Origin of the sequence: Furfurilactobacillus cerevisiae (genome assembly GCF_048961765.1) — a bacterium.
GTDB lineage: Bacteria > Bacillota > Bacilli > Lactobacillales > Lactobacillaceae > Furfurilactobacillus > Furfurilactobacillus milii_A.
In genome coordinates, this window is sequence record NZ_CP185253.1 from 2,583,401 (window position 1) to 2,603,612 (window position 20,212).

Below are 20,212 nucleotides of genomic sequence, written 5' to 3' on the forward strand. Positions count from 1 at the left end.
CACGGACGGTCACCAAGACTCGGTTTCCCACGAGGCTTGATGGCGAGGTGAAAGACTTCGGATTTAAGAAGGCTCGAACCGGTCCCACGGTGAGCGTGTCACTGTTGACAACCGAAAGTGCCTCTCAACACTTCTTCAAAAGTCTGACACGAACACGTATAATTAACTCTGTAACTCGCAGGATTTAATCGGAGGAAATATGGCAACCCAACTTGATTCAACTTTACTCAAACAGGTGGCCGATGCCTTACCGGACATTCGGTCACGGCAGATTACTGCCACGCTTAACCTTTTGAATGACGGGAACACAATTCCGTTTGTCTCACGGTACCGGAAGGAAATGACTGGCAGTCTTGATGAAGTGCAGATTCGCACCGTTCAAGATACTTGGAACCATTTCGAAAAACTGGCTAATCGAAAAACGGAAGTCATCAATAGTATTACTGAACAAAAAGCCCTGACACCGAAGCTGCAGCAACAAATCACCGCTGCAACAACAGTTCAGGAAGTTGAAGATCTATATCTACCCTACAAACAAAAACGACGTACAAAGGCTACCATCGCCAAAGAGGCCGGTTTAATGCCGTTTGCCAAATGGTTACTCGGCTTTCATAAGGAATCTGTTGAAACGGAAGCAGCCAAATACGTCAATCCAGATAAGGATCTTCCTGATGTTGACGCCGTCCTTGCTGGGGTTCACGAAATCCTGTCAGAAGCTTTCAGTGAAGAAGCCTCATTCCGTGAATTTATCCGTGACTATACGCGTAGTCATGCCAAACTGACGACGACAGTTAAGTCAAAGGGTAAAGAGGCCGATGAAGACGGCGTTTACCAACAATATTACGAATTCGAACAACCCTTCACGAAGATGGCAGCCTACCAAACGTTAGCCATTAATCGTGGTGAAAAAGCTGGCGTGTTGCGTGTGAGCCTCGACGTTGATACTGACGCCATCATGAACTTCTTTCACTTTCGGACTGTCGGCCATCGACAGGGCCCTGCCGTGGTAGTGATTGAAGATGCTTACGCGGATACTTACAAACGGTTTATTGGCCCTGCCATTGAACGTGAGCTGCGTAATGAATTGACTGATGCGGCTAACGAACACGCTATCAAAGTGTTTGGTACCAACCTGTATCACCTGCTGATGCAGGCACCGATGAAAGGCAAGATTGTGCTCGGTTTCGACCCTGCCTACCGGACTGGTTGTAAGCTTGCAGTCATGGATGCTAATGGCAAGTATCTCGACAAACTCGTCATCTACCCACACAAACCTGCTCCTGCCAACAAACGTGCAGCTGCCGCTGGTGAATTCCATGATTTTCTTGAAAAATATCAAGTAGAAATGATTGCCATTGGTAACGGAACAGCTTCGCGTGAATCGGAAATCTTTGTCAGTGATGTGTTAAAAGGCATCAAGCGCGATGTCGAATACGTTATTGTCAACGAAGCCGGCGCGTCCGTTTATTCTGCCAGCCAAGCTGCTCGTGACGAATTTCCCGACTTACACGTTGAACAGCGTAGTGCCATCAGCATTGGCCGTCGCTTGCAAGACCCATTAGCTGAACTGGTTAAAATCGATCCTGAAAGTGTCGGCGTCGGCCAGTATCAGCACGATGTGCCAAACAAAGAGCTCTCTGCTCAACTGGATACCGTCGTTGAAACAGCCGTTAACCAAGTCGGTGTTAACCTCAACACCGCCAGTTCAGAATTATTGGAACACATCTCTGGTCTGAATAAAACGATTGCCAACAACGTGGTCGCCTACCGTAATGAAAATGGCCGTTACACGGATCGTCGTCAGTTGAAGAAGGTGCCTCGTCTTGGACCTAAAGCCTACGAACAGGCCGTTGGTTTCCTGCGCATCATCGGTGGTAAGAACCCCTTGGATAACACGGATGTTCATCCGGAAAGTTACCCTGTCGCCAACGAAATTCTGTCGCTGACGAACACTGATGTAGATAGTTTAGGTTCAGCTGAGTTTGAACAAGCTACTGCTAAGCTGGACAAGCACGCCATCGCCACGGAAACCGGTGCTGGTCTAGAAACAGTCACGGACATTCTCGACAGTTTAGCTAAGCCTGGTCGTGATTTACGTGACGACATGCCTGCCCCACTGTTACGCCATGATGTATTGACTATCGAGGACTTGAAGCCTGGTATGGAACTTCAGGGTACCGTCCGCAACGTCATCGACTTCGGTGCGTTTGTCGATGTTGGTGTGAAACACGATGGCCTCGTCCACATTTCCAAACTAACAAAACGGTTCGTCAAGAATCCGGCTGAAATCGTCTCCGTTGGTGATATCGTCACCGTATGGGTTGATTCCGTTGATTTGAACCGGCAACGGATTCAGTTAACGATGTTGAAGCCAAATGAAGAATAGATAACTATTAAGGTCTGTCAGAAAACTCATTGTGAGCTTTTCGACAGACCTTTTTTCGTCCCTATGTTTATGAATGTGCTCGACAATTGCCTAGCATTACTAACACAGCCGTGATACCTAATATCGTATACACCACAGCGGCAAAAATCCACGTGTCGTCGTTTAATGGTAATACAGGTGCACCGTTTAAATAGAAATAGAAAAAGGCAATCATCCCCATCTGAATGGCACGGGTACTACTTGTCACCAGACCCAGCGTCTGAGCAACCAAAGCCAGTTGAATCCCCCAAATAATTAGTAAGAATGCTGAGTTTGCCGACAACTTGGGCAAAATAGGCAAGATTAAAACAACAGCTAATATCACACCGGCAAGGCCTTCTTGAAATAGGGCCTTCGATTTTCCGTTTGGAATCGTGCGTAAGAAACTGTTAACACCGGTTTGCTGTCCGAGAACGCCTAGCTGCGAAAACAGCGGTACAGACATCAAAAATAATAGCGGTAAATTTCGTTGAGTTGCCTGCATAGCATTGCCACTCCATCTCAGTAACCAGACAATTAAGATCATTGCCAACCAACTACTGTGTGTTGTACCAGTTAGTAACCGAAATTGAGTATAACCCGGCAACTTCATCAGTGCCGTAAATCGATTCTGTGAACGATTAAAACGTAGCGGTTTTGTTCTTTGTTGTGGTCGTCGTTCAATCAACATGCTGGCCAACAGAACCAACAACAAGCTAGCACCAACAAGTATCGCCATATTCAAAACATCCGTACCCGTTAGTTGAATCGTTGGAAATGTTAAATTAACCTTGCCCGTATATTTAGCCGTGGAACTTCCAATCACACGTAGCAATGTTAGTGATTAGCCCGAGGTTTGGGCAATTGCAGTCTTAATATTGCTGACTAAATACTGACTCCCAGACAAATTGAAGATTCGTTGAATATGACTTGGTGTTCCCTGATAACTAGTTCCTGAAGCATAGATCACGGCGATAAGCGCTAATAATCCTGTTGTGCCAAACCAGCCTTTCAGTCCTGGCAGTGTTTCAGTTAATAACGTCAATGCTGCCACGAAACATAAACCTGGAATAATGATTACAAACGGCATCAAAAATTGCCTAATATTAACTGCCGAAAAGCCATACTTCAACCCAGAGCCCAATAGCGTAAAACTCATAACCGTCAGTAAAAAAATCAGTAAAAACGCTAAATTACTTACGAATTTTCCAAAAACATATTTTAATCGGTTGCCTTTCGTCGTCATCATAAGTGTCATGACACCATTCACCCTGTCTAGAGCAATCGTATCTCTGAGAAAAGCAACACCAATCAATGGCAAGAAGAACCCCATAATGAAACTCACACTGACTGGTATCCACGTCGCATTATTTGCTTGCGCATATGTATTGGGATTGATAATAAGCGGTCGCATCGCCCCTGAGCTCTTCGGAAACATGAAAACAACAGAAAAAGCGAGTGCAACACAAATCCCCCAAAATGATGCATGACGACTTTTCTCGTGGAATGTTGCCGCAATGATTGCCCTCATAGTGGTATCACCCCGTTCAATGCACCTATGTATGCCTCTTCTAGAGTTGGAACAACTAAATGAGCATCTGAGTGGCCAACTTGGGCAGCGATTTGTCTGACATTAATGCCGTCAATTCCTTGAACTAAAGAAACTAGCGAAGCTTCATCATTTGAAACCTGTCCACGCTCAGACATTGGGTATTCCCAAACGTATCCGTCACTCCGCCTCAACAATTCGTTAGGTGAGCCATGATACATAAAATGCCCCTGATTTAAAATGAGCAGATCGTCAGCAATCGCTTCAATATCTGAGACGATATGGGTCGAAATAATAACCAATCGTTCCCTTGCCAGTTCAGCCAATAAAGTTCTTAAAGCTACACGTTCTTCGGGATCTAATCCGGTCGAAGGTTCATCAGCTATAATAACCAGCGGATCATTCAGCAATGTTGCAGCAATTCCAATCCGTTGCTGCATGCCGCCTGAAAAATCTTTCAATTGTTTATTACCAGTGTTTTCAAGATTCACTTTTTCCAATAACGCGTGAATTTGTGTCTGAACATCTCTGCGTGACATTCCCTTAATATTCGCAATATATGCCAAGTATGCATTGGCCGTTAAATTGGGGTAAAACGGCACTTGCTGAGGTAAATAACCTAGTACTTGTCGCATCCGTCCCGGCTTGCGAACAATGCTCTGCCCGTCAAATCGAACATCCCCGCTTGTCGGTTTGACTAAAGTCGTCAATATTTTTATAAGTGTCGACTTTCCGGCACCATTTGGTCCCAATAAACCAATGAGACCACCTGATTTAAGCGTTGCACTCAATCCAGAAAATATTTGTATCTGACCAAATTTCATCCCTAAATTGTCTAATTGAATTTCCACTTGCATCCCCCTAAATATGAAAACAGCCTAGAATAGCAGATTCTAGGTTGTCTATTATCACTTATATAACATGTTTCACTAATAGTACATCAAGCATACCATTGACCTCGTTTGAAAATAAATCAGAATTTTAGTCATTGGCAAGTTCTCTGCGTAACCCTTCGGTCAGCACATGCGATAACACAATGTGCCGTTCTCGGGCTTCATCGCGTAAACCTTCAGGAATCGTCACAGTCACCTTCACCTTTTTGGTTTGTTGCTCCCGACTACGATATTCATTGAGATCCAATGGCACAATTACTAGTTGGTCGCCTGGAACGAGTGGGATTTCAGCGACATCAGTTGGCTCTGGATAGTGTTTTTCAGAAAACAAATAGCCGCCAATAACATCTTGGGCGCTGTGAAACGCTGTCATCATATCGTTACCATACGTCACTGCACCTTTTAAATCCGGCACTTTAACGGTGAAAGCACCGTCTTCTTGATGGTGAAAAATAGCGGGATAAAATACTTCATCCTTAGACATAATTACTTTCCTCCTTTAAATAAATCTTTTAACCCCGCCTCAGACAAAACCAGCCTAACGTAGCTTTTGGGCAGCTTGCTTGGGCTCATCTTGATAGGAATCTTTGTACGTTGATACTGTCGCGTCATGAAGTGGTGATCACCGTGGTCAGCACCTAATGCATCCTGCCAACCATATTGTTTTAATAATCTGATCAATTCTCGACCCGTTTGTGGAAATTTAGATAGTGATGTCATAATTTAATCTTCTTTCAGATTATACGTACTACACGTTTGTTTTTCAATTATTTAAGCACGTATTGAGGCTATTTTTAATTCATATCTAAACATACGTAATTTGATCAACATTTTCGTCTGGGCAATAAAAAAGTGCTGTCCATTTCTGAACAGCACTCAGCAAACTTTTATTTATGGTACTCAATAGAAACTCTCTTTGCACCCTCAGGCACGTGAACCTGTACCGTCCCACGTTCAGAGACGCTCACATGCAATCCTTTGGCATCATCCGTTTTTACCACATAATGCTGACTGCCGTAGTTAAAAACCGGTAAGTCTACCTGGTGACCACTTGCTGTTTTTGGCAACCGAATGGTCATCCCATTAGGCTGTGCAGTCATTTTCACATGTGGATGACTAATGGCTTTGCCGTCTTCAAAGACCACTGCCTGATGTGCATAGATAGCTTTCAGACGAGGCACACTACGTTTGGGCGCGTAATCGAAATAATTCGCATCCGTTGCAAACTGTTCATAGCTATCGGCACTCACTTTCAGCGATGATACACCAGCGTAGACGAATCCGGTCACCATCGTGAGTAACAGTGACAAGCCAACAATCCAGCCCTGCCAGTTGAAACGTAATTGCGTACGATCAACGAGGAGCACAAAAGCGACTAGGACGAAGAAACTGATAAACGTGTAAAACCGCCATGGATGCTGAATTAGGTTGATCGGCGTATGTTCCAGAAAACGCCATGGAAAGAGTTTTGTCGTCATCCAGAACAGAACCGTGCTTAAAATCGCCAGTGTTTTGCCAAACCGATCAAGATGACGAAAACCGATCCATAGCGCCACAAGTGCCAATAAGACAATCGTGCCCAAGGTCACGCCGTGCGTCAACAAGCCCGTTTTCGTGACATTGCCAAGACCAAAGACGACTGCGACGAAGGATGAAATAGCCTGTTTTGCCAACGATCCGATCAACGGTGAGGCCACCGTTACTTGTTTCGTGGTACCAAGCATCCCCAGTAGCTCTGGCAAACTCAGTAGGCCGGTTGCCACTGCTGTGAGTACTAAATCCAGCCATGTTTGCCACCGATTAAGGTAGTGCCAACCAATTGCTAGAACGACAACGACCATCCCAGCTGCCAACAAAGCTGACAAGACGTGCGTGTATACAAGCATCGTCGCACCCAGCGTTGTCAACAACCAGCCACGTCGGTGTTCAGTCAGTGTGAGGTATAAGCCCAAAAATAAGATGGGATACCACATCATTGATTGTGCTTCGGGTAAGTCGAAACGCACTGTTTCATTAAAGACCATGTAGCCAGAAAGGTTATACAAGATGGCGAATAACCACGCTCCAGAGATTGGCCGCCGTGCTGCTCGCAGTTTTAGAAATACGCGCATACACCAGTATGAAATCCAGCAACTTGCGACGATATAAAAAGCATTGCCTAGGTACAACGCCATAATCCCTGGCAGACCGACCAACCTCAATATCGCATACGGATACAGAAAGACATATGGATAAAAGATTTGAATACCAAGACCAGACCCACGAAATGTGTATGTGCTAATCGCGTTATGCCATACGCCATTTTTAGCAGAGAGATACAGTTCTTCGATACGATTGACGTGGAATTGTTGGTCCCACCCGCCGAACAGGTGATTATTCAATAAAAACGGCAGCTCCACTGCTATGGCGACGAGTACAAACGTTAACCATAACCAGAGTTGCCGGTGTTCTCTGGCCCAACCATAGAAGCCAGCCGTTCGTTGATGCTGACTTCCTTGTGCCATTAATGATTCACGATAGTCCACAATGTTCACCCCAAAATTAAAAATAACGTTGGTATCTTACCATAGTTAAAGTGAAGACAAAATGAACACCACATGAGAATCCGTTATTGATGTGTGATTTTCTACAACCAAGTTTGTTTTACCTTAAAGAAGCTGCCTCGAATTTCGCCTGCTAGCTTAGAACGTTGATGAGCAAACTTAAATTTGCCTTCCAACTCAGGTGGTACTGGTGCACCAACTGCTAACTTGATACCAACGGCACGTTTTGGCTTTTCACCCTTTTTCTCATACAGCACGTTCAATACCATGCCGTTTTCAAAGTAAAATTCTGGCCAGTAAAGATCATCGTCTTCATAAACGGCGACTTCTAACAGTTTCTCACTGAATGTTAAATCGCGTTCCGCCTTAATTAGCTTTTCAAACCAGGCTACTTCTTCCTGCTTTTCACTGGCTGGGTAGGTCACGTATTCAAACTTATATTTGTTCCAGAAATAACGGGCCTCATTTGCTCGCAAACCTGCCAGTGCATCGGCGACCGGTGAACTTTCCAAACCAACTGGTGAAACTTCTTTAAAATCAACTTTATATGCCATTTACATAACCTCATTAAATGATGTTTTTAAAATAAATCATGCTCATAGTTTATCGCCGTTTCGGACTGATTGACAGTTTTACGACCGCGTCAATTTAGAATTATGACTGGCGCCAATCATCTTGTAGCTGCCGCATCTGTTTATCCAACTTCTTCTGCGCCTTCATTGAACCACGATCCAGATCCCGCTGGAACTTATAGTCATCGTACTTCTTAAATAGCCGCGTCATATCATACCCTGCCGGATACAAATCGGCCGCTTTACCTAGTCGAGTTAACCGCCGTTCCGGAATCGTTTCAAACTGATCATCCACATAAACAGTCACCGTCTCAGCCCGCTTGTCTTGAGCATAGACGAGTCCTTGACGACCATCCGTGTTCAGACGCACCCGGTCCCCTTGTGCATAAGTAATTTGCTCACGTTTTTCAACGTGTTGGACGGCCTTCATCTGGTAGATATCCGTCCGATAATCATGGTCGGTTAGATAATGATCTGCTTGCTGGATAATGTTTGGATTTAATTTCAAACGACGAGCCAGCCAAAAGGCATTACTATCGCCGACCTCATTCATCAATAACTGATATTTCGGCATCAAAGTCGCTTCATCAAACGCCATCGCCGCAGTGGTAAAGGCAGGATGCTGCTGAGCATACCGTTTGATTTCACCATAGTGTGTTGTGACAACGACGAGTGCGCCATGCTGATACAGATATTCAATCACCGCAATAGCCAGTGCTGCCCCCTCATTCGGCTCAGTTCCGCTACCAATTTCGTCGAGCAGGACTAAACTATGTGGTTTAATCGCATTCGTGATGGCCGTTAAATTAGTCAAATGACTCGAGAAAGTGCTCAACGCATTCTCAATGCTCTGGTCATCTCCGATGTCAGCAAACATCTGCTGCAAAATCGGTAATTCAGTTGTGTCGGCAGCTGGTACTTGTAATCCACACTGCGCCATGATGATGAAGAGGCCAATCGTCTTTAGCACAACTGTCTTCCCACCGGCGTTTGGCCCGGTAATAATCAAACCACGATGGTCATATCCCAACCGGACAGATAGTGGTACCGCATGTTCGCCCAATAGTGGATGACGGCCTTCGTCGATTCTCACTTGATCACGTTCATTCAAACGTGGTCGCACGCCATTGATCGATGCACTGTACTTGCCGCGAGCCATGATTTCATCTAGCGCTGTGATGACGTCCAGATTACGTAGGATTGTAGTTTCATATTCACTGACGCGACCGTTTAAGCTGGCCAAGATCTGATAAACCTCAGCTTCGACACCACTGGTAACTTCGGCCAGTTCACTATTCAGTTTGCTAGCCGTCTGTGGCTCAATGTAGATCGTCGAGCCCGTCGCAGAGCTACCGACAACCATGCCTGGAACTTGGTTTTTAAACGTGGCTTGAACAGCTAGTACAAGATGATCAGCCTTCGTAACTGGCAAACGTTCCTGTAGCATCCGTGCGTATCGCTGACTCGCCTTCTGCACAACCGCTTGAACCTGTGCCTGAACATCGCGTTGATGGCGCCGCAACTTTCGCAGATTCCCCGTTGCATCATCGATAACCTGGTTGTTATGAATCACGTTATAAATATCGTCCGCCAATTCGGTCACTGACGTTAAGGCGTCCGCGTAACTAGCTAATGTCGGTGCAATCGTGGCATTTCGTTTGAGCACCGTCGCTACATCAGCATTGCCTCGAACAAAGTCAGCAACTTGCACGAGTTGTTCAGCAGTCAGTAGATAACCACGGTGTAACTTAGTTAATAAATTTTGGACCGTATCCAAACTTAGAAATGGTAAATGCACATTAGCATCAAGTAACTGCCTAGCCTCAACCGTTTCAGCTTGTAACGCTTGAACTTCAGCTAAGTTCGTTAGGATCGTCATGTGTTGCAAACGTGTCTGCGCTGCTTCACTCGTCGCAAGTTTGGCAACCTGCTGGCGAATAACGTTAAAGTCCGTTTTTTGATAAGTTTCTTCATTCATGATGGTTTGATTCTCCTACAATTCCGCATTCGTGCCGGAAAAAGTGCACAAAAAGACCGTGCTTATTGCGTTTCAGCAACTCACACGGTCTCCATCATGAATTGACTCCATTTTGTTTGGCGTGCGAGTGTCCTAACCTTTAGTCCAGCACAAACTAACCCTTGTTTCGGGTTCGTTCAAAAACTAGTTACTAAAGGTAGATTGCAAATTTAATCCGAATTTTTGGACAAATTGGTCAGCATAACCTGATACGGTGTTTTCCAGTCAAGTATTTTAAGCGGTCTCTGGTTAATTTGGAGTAACGTCGTCGTTAAATCTTGAGCACTAATGTGCTCAAAACGAGTCCCCTTAGGATAAAAATAACGTAAATTCCGATTAAAGCGTTCATTACTACCACGTTCAGCTGGCGTATAAGCATGACAGTAATAGGTCTTAATACCATATTGTGATTCAAATGATACTAGCCCACTAAACTCAGTACCACGGTCCACAGTAAAACTGTGCACCGGTCCATTAAAAGTTGTTAGGAACTTAGTCAGTGCTTCATTAACACTCGCTGTCGTTCGGTCCTTTAACCGATATGCCCAAAGGAACCGTGATTTGCGATCGATTAAAGTTAATAAAACTGCCTTACTATGCCCACGAGGGCCAACGACGGTATCTAGTTCAAAATCACCGATGCGATTACGTTGATTAATCATCATGGGACGCTGTTCAATCGATCGCCCCAAAGATTGATTATATTTGGATCGTTGGTCAACGTTACGCCGTTGGCGTACGCCATGTTCAGGTAGATCATTCAAGGAGAAACCAATTCTCCCCTGATTTAGCCAATTATAAATAGATTTAGTCGCTAGTTTAAATTCGTGAGCAATCATTCCTGGTGACCAGCTTAGATGTAAATGGTTGAGAATTGTTTGCTTTAACTCATCGCTCAGCTTAGTTTTCCGACCACATCGTGATCGCTTGTATTCGGCATCTGTTTGTGCTAATTCAGCCTGATAAGGTTGACATCGAGATAATTCATAAGAAATTGTTGACGGTGATCGGTTCAGCCGAACGCCCATTTGGATATTGGACAGCCCTAGTTCACAAAAGGTTTCGATTTTAATTCGTTCGGAATAGGTTATACTAGACAAAAGATCAGCTCCTAAAAGATGGGTTTGTTGTAAACACCATTTTAAAGGAAGCTGATCTTTTTTGTCCGAACAGCGTTCGGATTAATTTTACAATCTACTAAAGATTAATCACACTCATACAGCCCAACCTCGTTTTAATTGATACAAATACGGTAACACACGTCACGTATAACTACAACTGGCATGATCTAGGCTCTCAGTGGTACATTATTATTGAATCATTAATCATACATAATATTCACAGGAGGAATAACTATGCCAACTAACGATAAAGAAACCATCCTCGGCCTTTTCAGTGAATTCAAACGGGCTGTTGCCACTGCTAACGAGCAAGAGAACAATCGCCAACACTTATTAGAAATCATCGATCAATCCAGCAAAAAGCTGGCCCATCAACAACAGACGCCACAAAACGAAGCACGCTCTGTCTATCAGAACATCAACACGATGTGCTTGGCTGATCATCTCAAGCTAACTGCCGATGAAGGCGCGGCTCTTAAAAAGATCGGTGATGCCGCACAACCTAAATCAGCTTGGCAAGGTTTGAATAATTTTAATACAGTCAATACTTGGCCAAGTAACTAAACAGTTCGAAACAAATTAGTACCCTTATTTTGTTGATCGTAGTAAAACAATGTTCAAATATAATCATTTTGTACAATTTAACTACTCTCAATGAAACGAGGTCTAATTATGACAAAAAAGGCGCTTGTTTTAAATCTACTCATTTTGGTGACAGCACTAACAACAATCTTCGGCACGTTGTTTATTGGAAACAATAGTCTAATCGTCCAGTTATCTTATATCACCATTTTGGCCGAAATGTTTGGTTATTACACCATCTTTGACGATGAATGAGGCCCAGAAAATGAAGATAAAAGATTTCATACTACGTTTGCTGGTACTCATCACTGTTTTTATCGCGTTATTTGGTACTTTTGTCATTGGTTTCGATAATGTCATTGTTCAGGCTGCATACTTTGCAATCTTGTTGGAAGTTCTAGGATATTACACAATTTTCAAAGGTAATCACAAAAGCTGATTCACTATCATGGCCTTAGTCTTAAGCCCTGATAATGAATCAGTTTCTTTTATTTCATAAAATTAGTTCGTTACTTTCTCGTTAGCCTTAGCAACCGCGGCCATTGCAACCGCATTGATCCAGTTTAATGGCTGATCAAAGTTTGGCTGGAACAGCATGTCAACCATGGATAAGGTTTCAATGGTCATTTCCGTTTGGATGGCCATTGAAATGACATTAGCTGATTGTGAAACATCGTGGTCACTGTAGAAGGCACCGCCAAGGACACGGTGTGTTTCAGGATCCCATGTTAAGCTACATTGAACTGGTGTCGTGCTTAACATGAAGTCTGGGCGATAATCCTGTTCAATTGTCACAGAGTCCACATTAACGTTGCGAGCCTTGGCGCCCTCTGTCGTCAAACCTGATGCAGCAATCGTCTTGCCAAACAACTCAACGGCTGATGACGATTGTGTACCAAGGTATTTAACCGTTGGCTTTTCGATGTTGTGACCAACTAGAATGCCTTGGCGAACCGCATTAGTAGCCAATGGAATGTAATCATTCTTGTGCGTTGGGTTATAGTGAACGGCAGCTGAATCACCGGCTGCAAAGACGTTTGGTAAGCTCGTCTGCATGTATTCGTCGGTCACAATAGCACCGTTTGGCAACATGTCGACCTTGCCCTTCATCAATTCCGTGTGTGGACGGAATCCAGTACATAAAATGGCGATATCCGCGGTGTAACTGCCCTTGTCAGTGGTGACCGTTACTTGATCATCCCCGCTGAAACCAGTTACCATTTCGCCCAGTGCCAGTTTGACACCGTGATCCGTGTATTCTTTTTCCACACGGTCCGTGATGTCCTTATCAAAGTTCTTCGCCAAAACTCGTGGCAAACCATCGATCAAGGTCACTTGCTTACCCGTCAGTGCATATTGTTCTGCCAGTTCCGCACCAATGTAGCCAGCACCAATCACAACAGCACTCTTGATTTTGCCAGCCAAGTTCTTCAATTCGTTAGCGTTCGTCCAGTTCTTACATAGGTAAACATTCTTGTTATCAATCCCGTCGATTGGCGGAATAACGGGCCATGAACCAGTTGTAACGACCAGTTTATCGTAAGCGACCTCGCTAACTTCGCCTGATTCCAAATCCTTAACAGTAACGGTCTGATTATCCGTGTCGATGTCGGTAACATCATGCTTCATTTCCATATCTGCACCAAGTTTGGCTAAGGCTTCTGGACTTGAATAGAACATTTTGTCTGGGTCTGATACATGACCTCCAACCCACAAAGCAATCCCACAGGACAAGAAGGACAAATTATCGTTTCGTTCGTAAACTGTGACGTCATAATCCGGATGTTCAGTCAAAATCTGTTGAGCGGCAAACGTACCTGCATGTGTAGCACCAACGATGATTACTTTCATGGTGAAGGCCTCCAAAATTTCTAGTTATTGTTTTTATATTGTGTACAATTTAATTTAACCATACTACTAGTAAATGTCAACGCTTACACTCTGATATAGCGCTTCTTCACAAGCGTTGTTTGTTCTCATCAAAACGTTTAAAAACACTTTGTGAAATTAATTCAGGGCGTGTTATAAAATCCATCTTTGTAGTGAAACTTTTCCAACTGCTATTTCGCTTTTTGTCGTATACTAGCGCTGAAAATACTACGTCACACCATACCAGAGAGGTCATGGATATGCGAAAACTTCTACAAAAACGAGCAAGTTTCATCACACTAATTGTCATCTATGGTTTACTAGCTATTTTTCTGTTATTTAGATCAACTAAACAAACATTACTACCGCTAATGGGCATCTTGGTCATTGGGGCCGCTCTCACAAGTATCGGCGCTATTTGGATGGATAATCATCAAACTAATTTTGCAAAGGGATTAGAGGTTCCGACAAATTACACGTTGAGTTTTGATTTATTACTATTAATTTTCGCTATTTGGCCAAGTTTCCTAAAACCAAGTTTGGCAACTGGCATCGGCATACTATTTTTCTTAATTGGCGTTGGCAGTCTATTCATACCACAAAATCATCTGATGGGCATTCGCATTCCACCAACCTACAGGTCACCTGAAATGTGGCATAAAGTGAATTACTTCGGCGGTTGGCTTCTGGCGGTAGCAGGGTACTCAATTATTATTTTCGGTAATTTATGGCCAGCTAATACCGCAACAATCATGCTAACGACCGTCATCATCGCTGTTGTGTTGACAGTCGGTTACGCTTACCTACCCTCGCAACCAAAAACACCACAACGATAACGAAAAGGAGGCAACTCTCAAGCTGAGAGCTGCCTCCTTTTTCCAATCCACATAACATATTTTATTTTTGATCATCATTCAACCGTGACTCCGGTGTTGGATACGTAATCTTCATCACTGCTGGCATGATAATCGGAATCAAAATAACTAGTAACAGGATCCCGACAATCACTACTAGCGCCACTTGAATCAACGTCATCACACCAGACGGAATCAGTGCTGCGAATGTTCCACTCAGGATAATTCCCGCTGAAATAACCACGGTTCCAATAATTGTCGTAGCTTTGAGCATCTTAGCATCGGTCGAAATCGGCTGATGCAGGAACTCACGGTACTTCGCCATGAGGAAGATACTGTAATCAACACCCAGTGAAACCAACATAATGAAGGCAAAGAATGGTGTGTTCCAGGTCAGCATGCTTTGACCTAGGAAGGCCTTCACCAGCCAGTGTACGATGTTCGTTGCGCCACTGTAAGCAATCAACAAGGTTCCCTCAATCGCGATTGGTTGAACCAATGAATGGGTTACAAACATCAACGCAATGAAGATGCCAGCTAACATAATGATGGCGGTACGACTGAAGTCTCCAGCCGCCATTTCATTGATATCATTGGTTTGCGAGGTACTACCACCAAACGCAACCTTGGCATTATTCATCGATGTTCCTTTAAGAGCGCCACGAACGATGCCTTCCAACCGTGGCAAACGTTTCATCGCAGTCTGTGAGCTTGGATCGTCCTTAAGAATGACCGTCATCTTCGTGATCTTGCGATCCGGCGAGAAGTACGTTTTAAGGACTGGGGCAAACGTTTTGCTCTTTAACTGCGCAGCTGGAATATAGTAGGTTTCCGCTGCGCTGGCATGTTGCAAACCACTCAAGTACTTATTTGCCTGACCTGAACCAGCGGAAATCTTGCTGAGCCCGTCTGTCGCGGTGCCTAAGCCATTGGACAAACTAGCTGTTTGACCGCCAAGTTGTGACAGTTTCGAAGCCATTTCTTGGTTTCCGCTCGCAACTTGGTTAGCGCCACTGACTAGTTGACCAGTATTGCCATTGATCGTACCCATCGCACTGGCTAACTGATTGGTGCTACTACTCAATTGTGAGAGACCACCGCTCAACTGCGTGATTGCTGTCGCAGACGCCGGCAATACTTGATTCGAGGCTGTGTTCAACTGACTAACAGCTTGTTGCAATTGCTGCGTTGACCCTTGCAAGCTCTGTAATTGGCTAGCAACGGATTGATCACTGCTACCAATGTTTTGCGCATCAGCACCAATTTTGCTTAATGAACCTGCCAATGTTTGTTGCAAACCAGCACTGGCCTGACTCTGCTGTTTCAGCGCGGCATCAATCGTCGCTGTGACAACTTGTTGCTGCTGAGCGTTTAAGTTAGCACCTTGGCCCTGCATTGCTGCAACTAACTGACCGGCGTTAACATTTGGCGTGCTGATGCCCTTCATCGCATTTTGAATGGCACCTAGTTGACTGCCAATATCACTGGCGGAACTACCGATGCTAGTCAGGGAATTCGTCACGCCACTGGTCGAACCAGTTGAGGCAGCGTTAACCTGATCGTTCAAACTACTGATGGCCTGATTCAATTGTGGTAATGACGTCGTTAACTGTTGCAACTGTGCCTGTTGACTGCCACTAGTACTATTTTGAAGCTGTGCGTTCAGTTCATTCACACCTTGGGTCACTTGGTTAATTCCGGAACTCAAGGTTGATGTCCCAGCAGCAACCTGTTGCGAACCAGACGCTAACTGATTAGCAGAATCAACGCCACCACTGATATTAGCACCGTCCAACTGTTGTTTTGCTGATCCCAGACCACTATTAATTTTATCCAGCCCTTGTTGTGACTTAGTTAAACCACTGGTGACCGTTGCCATCTGGTTGCGAACGTACAGTGCCTTAATGGCTGATCCACCAGGCTGCGATGCGGACAAAACCGTTTTAACGCCGGCCGAATTCTGCAATTGTTTGGTCAAACGATCGATAATTTGAAGCGACTGTTCGTTGTTCAAACGGTGATCACTCTGAATGTAAATCGTTGTCGGTTCAGCAGTCCCCTTTGAAAAGTGTTTTTGAACCACTTGAAAACCACGTTTGGCAGGGACATTGTCACCAATTTCAACGGTATTGTCATAATCCAACGTACCGTGGCCCATTAAGGCTAACGGAACCATCACGATCGCCATCACAACTAGCGTCAAAATCGGACGAATCATGGCCGTACTGCCGAGCGCGTGCCACAGCTTGCTGTCACCTTCACCAGCTGACTTACGAACCGGCCAGAACATGTTTGGCCCGAGAACGGTCATAAAGAACGGGTTCAGTGTGAGCAAAACTGCCAGTAACACAACGACCCCAACGGCAATGCCGACCGCCGAACGATACAGGGAGAACTTGGCAAACGCCAACACGGACATCCCGATTAATACGGATAATCCAGAATATAGAATGGTCCGACCACCGATCTTGATCGCACTGGCAGTTGCATCATGCGGATTCTTGCCATGCGCCATTTCCTGCCTAAATTGATTGTATAGGAGAATGTTGTAGTCCGTCCCAATCCCAAACAGCACAATGATAATGAACACTTGCGTAAAGTTTGAAAACGGAAAGTTGAAGTGCTGGACCAAGTTGGTAACCACACTAATGGATACCAGGCCCGATACTGCGACGGTTAATAAAGAAATAATCGGTGTGATCGGTGAACGGAAGACTAACAGTAACACCACGAAAATGAAAATCGCCGCAATAACTTCAGTCTTTCGCACCCCAGCCTGAGTGGCATCCGAAAAGTCTTGGTTCAAAATATCTGAACCAGTGACATAGGTTTTCACACCGCTCGTTTTAACCGCTTTCGTCAATTGATCACGGATTAAACTTCGCGTGTGCGTTTTACTCAACTTAACGTTTAACTGAACCAGCTGCGTTGTCTTGTCTTTAGATACCAATTGTTGTTTAGCGGTAGCACTGTCTTGAGCAGTTGTAATGCCCTTAATCTGATACTTTGACTTATCGGACTTTAGCTTATCAATAGTTCGATCAATCGCAGCATTCTGTGCGGGCGTCAGTTTGTCATCACCATTACTGAACACCGCGACAACTGCCGTCGTATTTTTCTGATCGCTACCCCACTTTTTTTGCATCTGCGTAGCGCGGACACTTTGATATGTACTAGGAATCTTAATTTGGCCCTTGTCGGCCACCAGCTTCCCCGTGTCAGGCGTCATCATGATGGCAACCACTAAAACGACCAGCCACCCTAATAATCCCCAAACGTGATTTTTAGTCATCCACTTCATGTTCTCTCTAACCTCCTAAAACCTATCTTCCACGTTATTGATCAACTTCTCCCTGGGCTGCGGCATCACTCTTCGCTTGCAACCATGGCGACCAGTCGATCGTAATCAGTTTGCCGTCACGATGCGGGCACAACTCATTGAGCGTGGACGCAGCTAACTTGTCACGATAACTTTTCTCGGCCTCCGCAAAGATGGCCAACGCCTCTTCCTTGACATCCCCAGGATTATGGCCTTCATCCAGGCGTCCCATGTGATAACAAGCATCAAATGACGGATCCTTGGACATGCCGAAAACGTGGTCGGCAAGTCCGGATGAAACACCGAACGGGTCAGTTCCTTCAATAGTGTTAAAAACGTCCAGCATCGTAATTTGATCCGGCTCGCGATTGATCACGAAGCCACCGTCTTTCCCAGAAACAGATCGAACTAAGCCGGCTCGGGACAGATGTTGAATAACTTTTTTGGTATATGAATCTGATAGTCCCAGCCGTTGTGAAATCAAAGTACTGTGTAATGGTATTTCACGTTTTTGAATCGCCAAAAGCATCAACACACAGATGGCTTGTTCCAAACTTGGTTTAACTTTCATTGCGATATCCTCCAGAAATGTGCGTTTATAAACACGACATTCGGTATCCTTTTTATTAACAGGATATATAATATCCCGTTTAAAAATAAATACAAGATTAAATTTTAATTTGGAGTTTGTTCATTGCCCATTGATTCGCTATACTGACAGCATTAGTAACCGGTTACAAAGGCAAAATAAAAACGAGGCAAACTATGGCATTCGTCACTGAACATTACATTTTGGCCGTGGATCAAGGCACCTCTGCATCGCGGGCAATTATCATCAACAAAAATGGCCGACGGGTTACCGCGGCTTCCCAACCATTACCACAAATCAATCGCCATCCCGGATGGGTGGAACATGATCCGAACTTACTGTGGAATTCCGTTCAATCAGTCATTTCGTCTGTTTTGATTAACGCTGGTATCCATCCGGACCAAATTGACGGTGTCGGTATCGTCACACAACGTGAAACGACCATCATTTGGGATCGAACAACTGGTGAGCCAATTGCACCGGCTGTTGGTTGGCAGTCTAAGCAAACGGACGACGTCACCCGGCAACTCATCAAAGATGGTTACGGCGAGATGATCCACCAAAAAACAGGACTCTTTATTAATTCTTACTTCTCAGCCGCCAAAATTTGCTGGCTGCTTGATCACGTCGAAGGTGCGCAAGAACGCGCTGAAAAAGGTGAGCTCTGTTTTGGCACAGTTGATTCGTGGCTGGCATGGAAATTGTCGGGCAGTGCGCTGCATGTCACTGATTACTCCAATGCTAGTCGAACGATGCTGTTTAACATTCACACATTGGATTGGGATGATGAAATTCTCAAGCTGATGAATATTCCCCGCGCAATGTTGCCTGAGGTTAAATCATCCTCTGAAGTCTACGGTCACACCCAAAATTATCAATTCTTCGGTGCCGAAGTCCCCATTGCTGCTCTCGCTGGTGACCAACAGGCCGCTTTGTTTGGCCAGATGGGCTTCGATAAGGGTGTCATCAAAAATACGTATGGTGCTGGTGCCTTCATCGTGATGAATACGGGTGATGAGCCGTTGATTTCAAACAACGGGCTGCTCACAACCATCGCCTATGGTCTAAATGGCAGTGTGCAATACGCCCTTGAAGGCTCTATCTTCGTGGCCGGTTCAGCGATTGGCTGGCTACAAGATGAAATGAAAATGATTCCGGACGAACCAGCCGCCAAACGAGCCGCGTTAGCCTCAACCGATCACGACGAAGTCTACGTAGTCCCCGCTTTCTCTGGCTTAGGTGCTCCTTATTGGGACGATGCTGCTCGTGGCGCTGTTTATGGAATCACCCGTGGGACAACTCAAAACGATTTTGTTAAGGCCACTTTGCAATCGATTGCCTACCAAACACGTGATGTTATCGAAACTATGCGAAAAGATACGCAGCTTGCCATCCCCCGTTTGAAGGCCGATGGCGCCTCATCACGAAACACTTATCTTATGCAATTTCAGGCTGACATTCTCAATATGGAAATTGATCGTTCCGCTGATGAGGAAACAACAGCACTCGGTGCGGCCTTTCTAGCAGGTCTCGCCGTTGGCTTTTGGGATAATGTCGACGCCCTTCAGGCTATCTACCAACAGGGCAAGACATTCTCCCCCAATATGCCTGAGGACCACCGTCAACGTTTATATCAAGGCTGGCAAACAGCGGTCAAAGCAACAGAATTATTCAAACTATAATCAAACGATGAATTTTAATTTTCTAAACTGTTGGTCCACCTTAATAATGGATTCAGCAGTTTTTTAGTGGCATTTTGCAGAAGAACACAGGACTGTTGACTGATAGCTAGTCGATTGCGTTGCTATATGAGCCGAAGGGCGGCAACATTGACACCGAGACGTGAAGGTAACGTTAATTCGAGTGGTTTGCTCGAATTTAGGTTACGGACGGTCGTGAA

17 protein-coding genes are annotated in these 20,212 nt (G+C 44.8%); 5 read left to right on the forward strand and 12 right to left on the reverse strand.

Annotation, left to right across the window (positions count from 1 at the left end; all coding sequences use genetic code 11):
• Nucleotides 1-199 precede the first annotated feature (199 nt).
• The gene (locus tag ABUE36_RS12805; RefSeq protein WP_421016862.1) at nucleotides 200-2,386 is read left to right on the forward strand and encodes a Tex family protein; all 2,187 of its coding nucleotides are present in this window, start codon (nucleotides 200-202) and stop codon (nucleotides 2,384-2,386) included.
• Nucleotides 2,387-2,453: 67 nt separating this feature from the next.
• On the opposite strand, the gene ABUE36_RS12810 is transcribed toward ABUE36_RS12805, so the two are convergent.
• The 9 genes from ABUE36_RS12810 to ABUE36_RS12850 all read right to left on the reverse strand — a co-directional run bounded on the left by ABUE36_RS12810 (nucleotide 2,454) and on the right by ABUE36_RS12850 (nucleotide 11,078).
• On the reverse strand, nucleotides 2,454-3,143 hold the full coding sequence (locus tag ABUE36_RS12810) for a hypothetical protein (protein WP_421016863.1): 690 nt from the start codon (nucleotides 3,141-3,143) through the stop codon (nucleotides 2,454-2,456).
• A 105-nt stretch (nucleotides 3,144-3,248) separates the two neighbouring features.
• Nucleotides 3,249-3,935, reverse strand: coding sequence for an ABC transporter permease subunit (locus ABUE36_RS12815; RefSeq protein WP_421016864.1), 687 nt, complete (start codon nucleotides 3,933-3,935; stop codon nucleotides 3,249-3,251).
• The gene (locus tag ABUE36_RS12820; RefSeq protein ID WP_421016865.1) at nucleotides 3,932-4,810 is read right to left on the reverse strand and encodes an ATP-binding cassette domain-containing protein; all 879 of its coding nucleotides are present in this window, start codon (nucleotides 4,808-4,810) and stop codon (nucleotides 3,932-3,934) included. Before ABUE36_RS12820 ends, ABUE36_RS12815 begins: the two co-directional genes overlap by 4 nt.
• Nucleotides 4,811-4,934: 124 nt before the next feature.
• Nucleotides 4,935-5,330, reverse strand: a complete 396-nt coding sequence (locus tag ABUE36_RS12825; RefSeq protein WP_017260911.1) for a type II toxin-antitoxin system HicB family antitoxin — start codon at nucleotides 5,328-5,330, stop codon at nucleotides 4,935-4,937.
• Between the two features lie 2 nt (nucleotides 5,331-5,332).
• Entirely contained in the window at nucleotides 5,333-5,566 is a 234-nt protein-coding gene (locus ABUE36_RS12830; protein WP_421016866.1) for a type II toxin-antitoxin system HicA family toxin, read from the reverse strand.
• Nucleotides 5,567-5,733: 167 nt separating this feature from the next.
• Nucleotides 5,734-7,371: a hypothetical protein gene (locus ABUE36_RS12835; RefSeq protein ID WP_421016867.1), complete on the reverse strand. Its 1,638-nt coding sequence runs from the start codon at nucleotides 7,369-7,371 to the stop codon at nucleotides 5,734-5,736.
• Nucleotides 7,372-7,472: 101 nt separating this feature from the next.
• The gene (locus tag ABUE36_RS12840; RefSeq protein WP_161001935.1) at nucleotides 7,473-7,943 is read right to left on the reverse strand and encodes a phage tail protein; all 471 of its coding nucleotides are present in this window, start codon (nucleotides 7,941-7,943) and stop codon (nucleotides 7,473-7,475) included.
• Between the two features lie 100 nt (nucleotides 7,944-8,043).
• On the reverse strand, nucleotides 8,044-9,939 hold the full coding sequence (locus ABUE36_RS12845; protein WP_421016868.1) for an endonuclease MutS2: 1,896 nt from the start codon (nucleotides 9,937-9,939) through the stop codon (nucleotides 8,044-8,046).
• Nucleotides 9,940-10,148: 209 nt separating this feature from the next.
• Nucleotides 10,149-11,078 carry an IS30-like element ISLpl1 family transposase gene (locus ABUE36_RS12850; RefSeq protein ID WP_096109805.1) on the reverse strand — a complete coding sequence of 310 codons (930 nt, stop codon included), beginning with the start codon at nucleotides 11,076-11,078 and terminating at the stop codon, nucleotides 10,149-10,151.
• Between the two features lie 255 nt (nucleotides 11,079-11,333).
• Between ABUE36_RS12850 and ABUE36_RS12855 the strand changes: the two genes are divergently transcribed.
• Both ABUE36_RS12855 and ABUE36_RS12860 read left to right on the forward strand, forming a co-directional pair.
• Entirely contained in the window at nucleotides 11,334-11,663 is a 330-nt protein-coding gene (locus tag ABUE36_RS12855) for a bacteriocin immunity protein (RefSeq protein WP_161001933.1), read from the forward strand.
• Nucleotides 11,664-11,771: 108 nt separating this feature from the next.
• Nucleotides 11,772-11,936, forward strand: coding sequence for a hypothetical protein (locus tag ABUE36_RS12860; protein WP_161001932.1), 165 nt, complete (start codon nucleotides 11,772-11,774; stop codon nucleotides 11,934-11,936).
• Nucleotides 11,937-12,182: 246 nt separating this feature from the next.
• On the opposite strand, the gene ABUE36_RS12865 is transcribed toward ABUE36_RS12860, so the two are convergent.
• Nucleotides 12,183-13,532 carry an FAD-dependent oxidoreductase gene (locus ABUE36_RS12865; protein ID WP_161001930.1) on the reverse strand — a complete coding sequence of 450 codons (1,350 nt, stop codon included), beginning with the start codon at nucleotides 13,530-13,532 and terminating at the stop codon, nucleotides 12,183-12,185.
• A gap of 278 nt (nucleotides 13,533-13,810) precedes the next feature.
• Between ABUE36_RS12865 and ABUE36_RS12870 the strand changes: the two genes are divergently transcribed.
• Nucleotides 13,811-14,386: an SdpI family protein gene (locus ABUE36_RS12870; protein WP_421016869.1), complete on the forward strand. Its 576-nt coding sequence runs from the start codon at nucleotides 13,811-13,813 to the stop codon at nucleotides 14,384-14,386.
• Between the two features lie 61 nt (nucleotides 14,387-14,447).
• On the opposite strand, the gene ABUE36_RS12875 is transcribed toward ABUE36_RS12870, so the two are convergent.
• Both ABUE36_RS12875 and ABUE36_RS12880 read right to left on the reverse strand, forming a co-directional pair.
• Nucleotides 14,448-17,705 (reverse strand): MMPL family transporter, encoded by a 3,258-nt coding sequence (locus ABUE36_RS12875; protein ID WP_161001928.1) that lies wholly within the window; start codon nucleotides 17,703-17,705, stop codon nucleotides 14,448-14,450.
• A 34-nt stretch (nucleotides 17,706-17,739) separates the two neighbouring features.
• Nucleotides 17,740-18,294: an RrF2 family transcriptional regulator gene (locus ABUE36_RS12880; RefSeq protein ID WP_161001927.1), complete on the reverse strand. Its 555-nt coding sequence runs from the start codon at nucleotides 18,292-18,294 to the stop codon at nucleotides 17,740-17,742.
• A 194-nt stretch (nucleotides 18,295-18,488) separates the two neighbouring features.
• On the opposite strand from ABUE36_RS12880, the gene glpK reads away from it, so the two are divergent.
• Entirely contained in the window at nucleotides 18,489-19,994 is a 1,506-nt protein-coding gene (gene glpK, locus ABUE36_RS12885) for a glycerol kinase GlpK (protein WP_161001926.1), read from the forward strand.
• The last annotated feature ends 218 nt before the right edge of the window (nucleotides 19,995-20,212 follow it).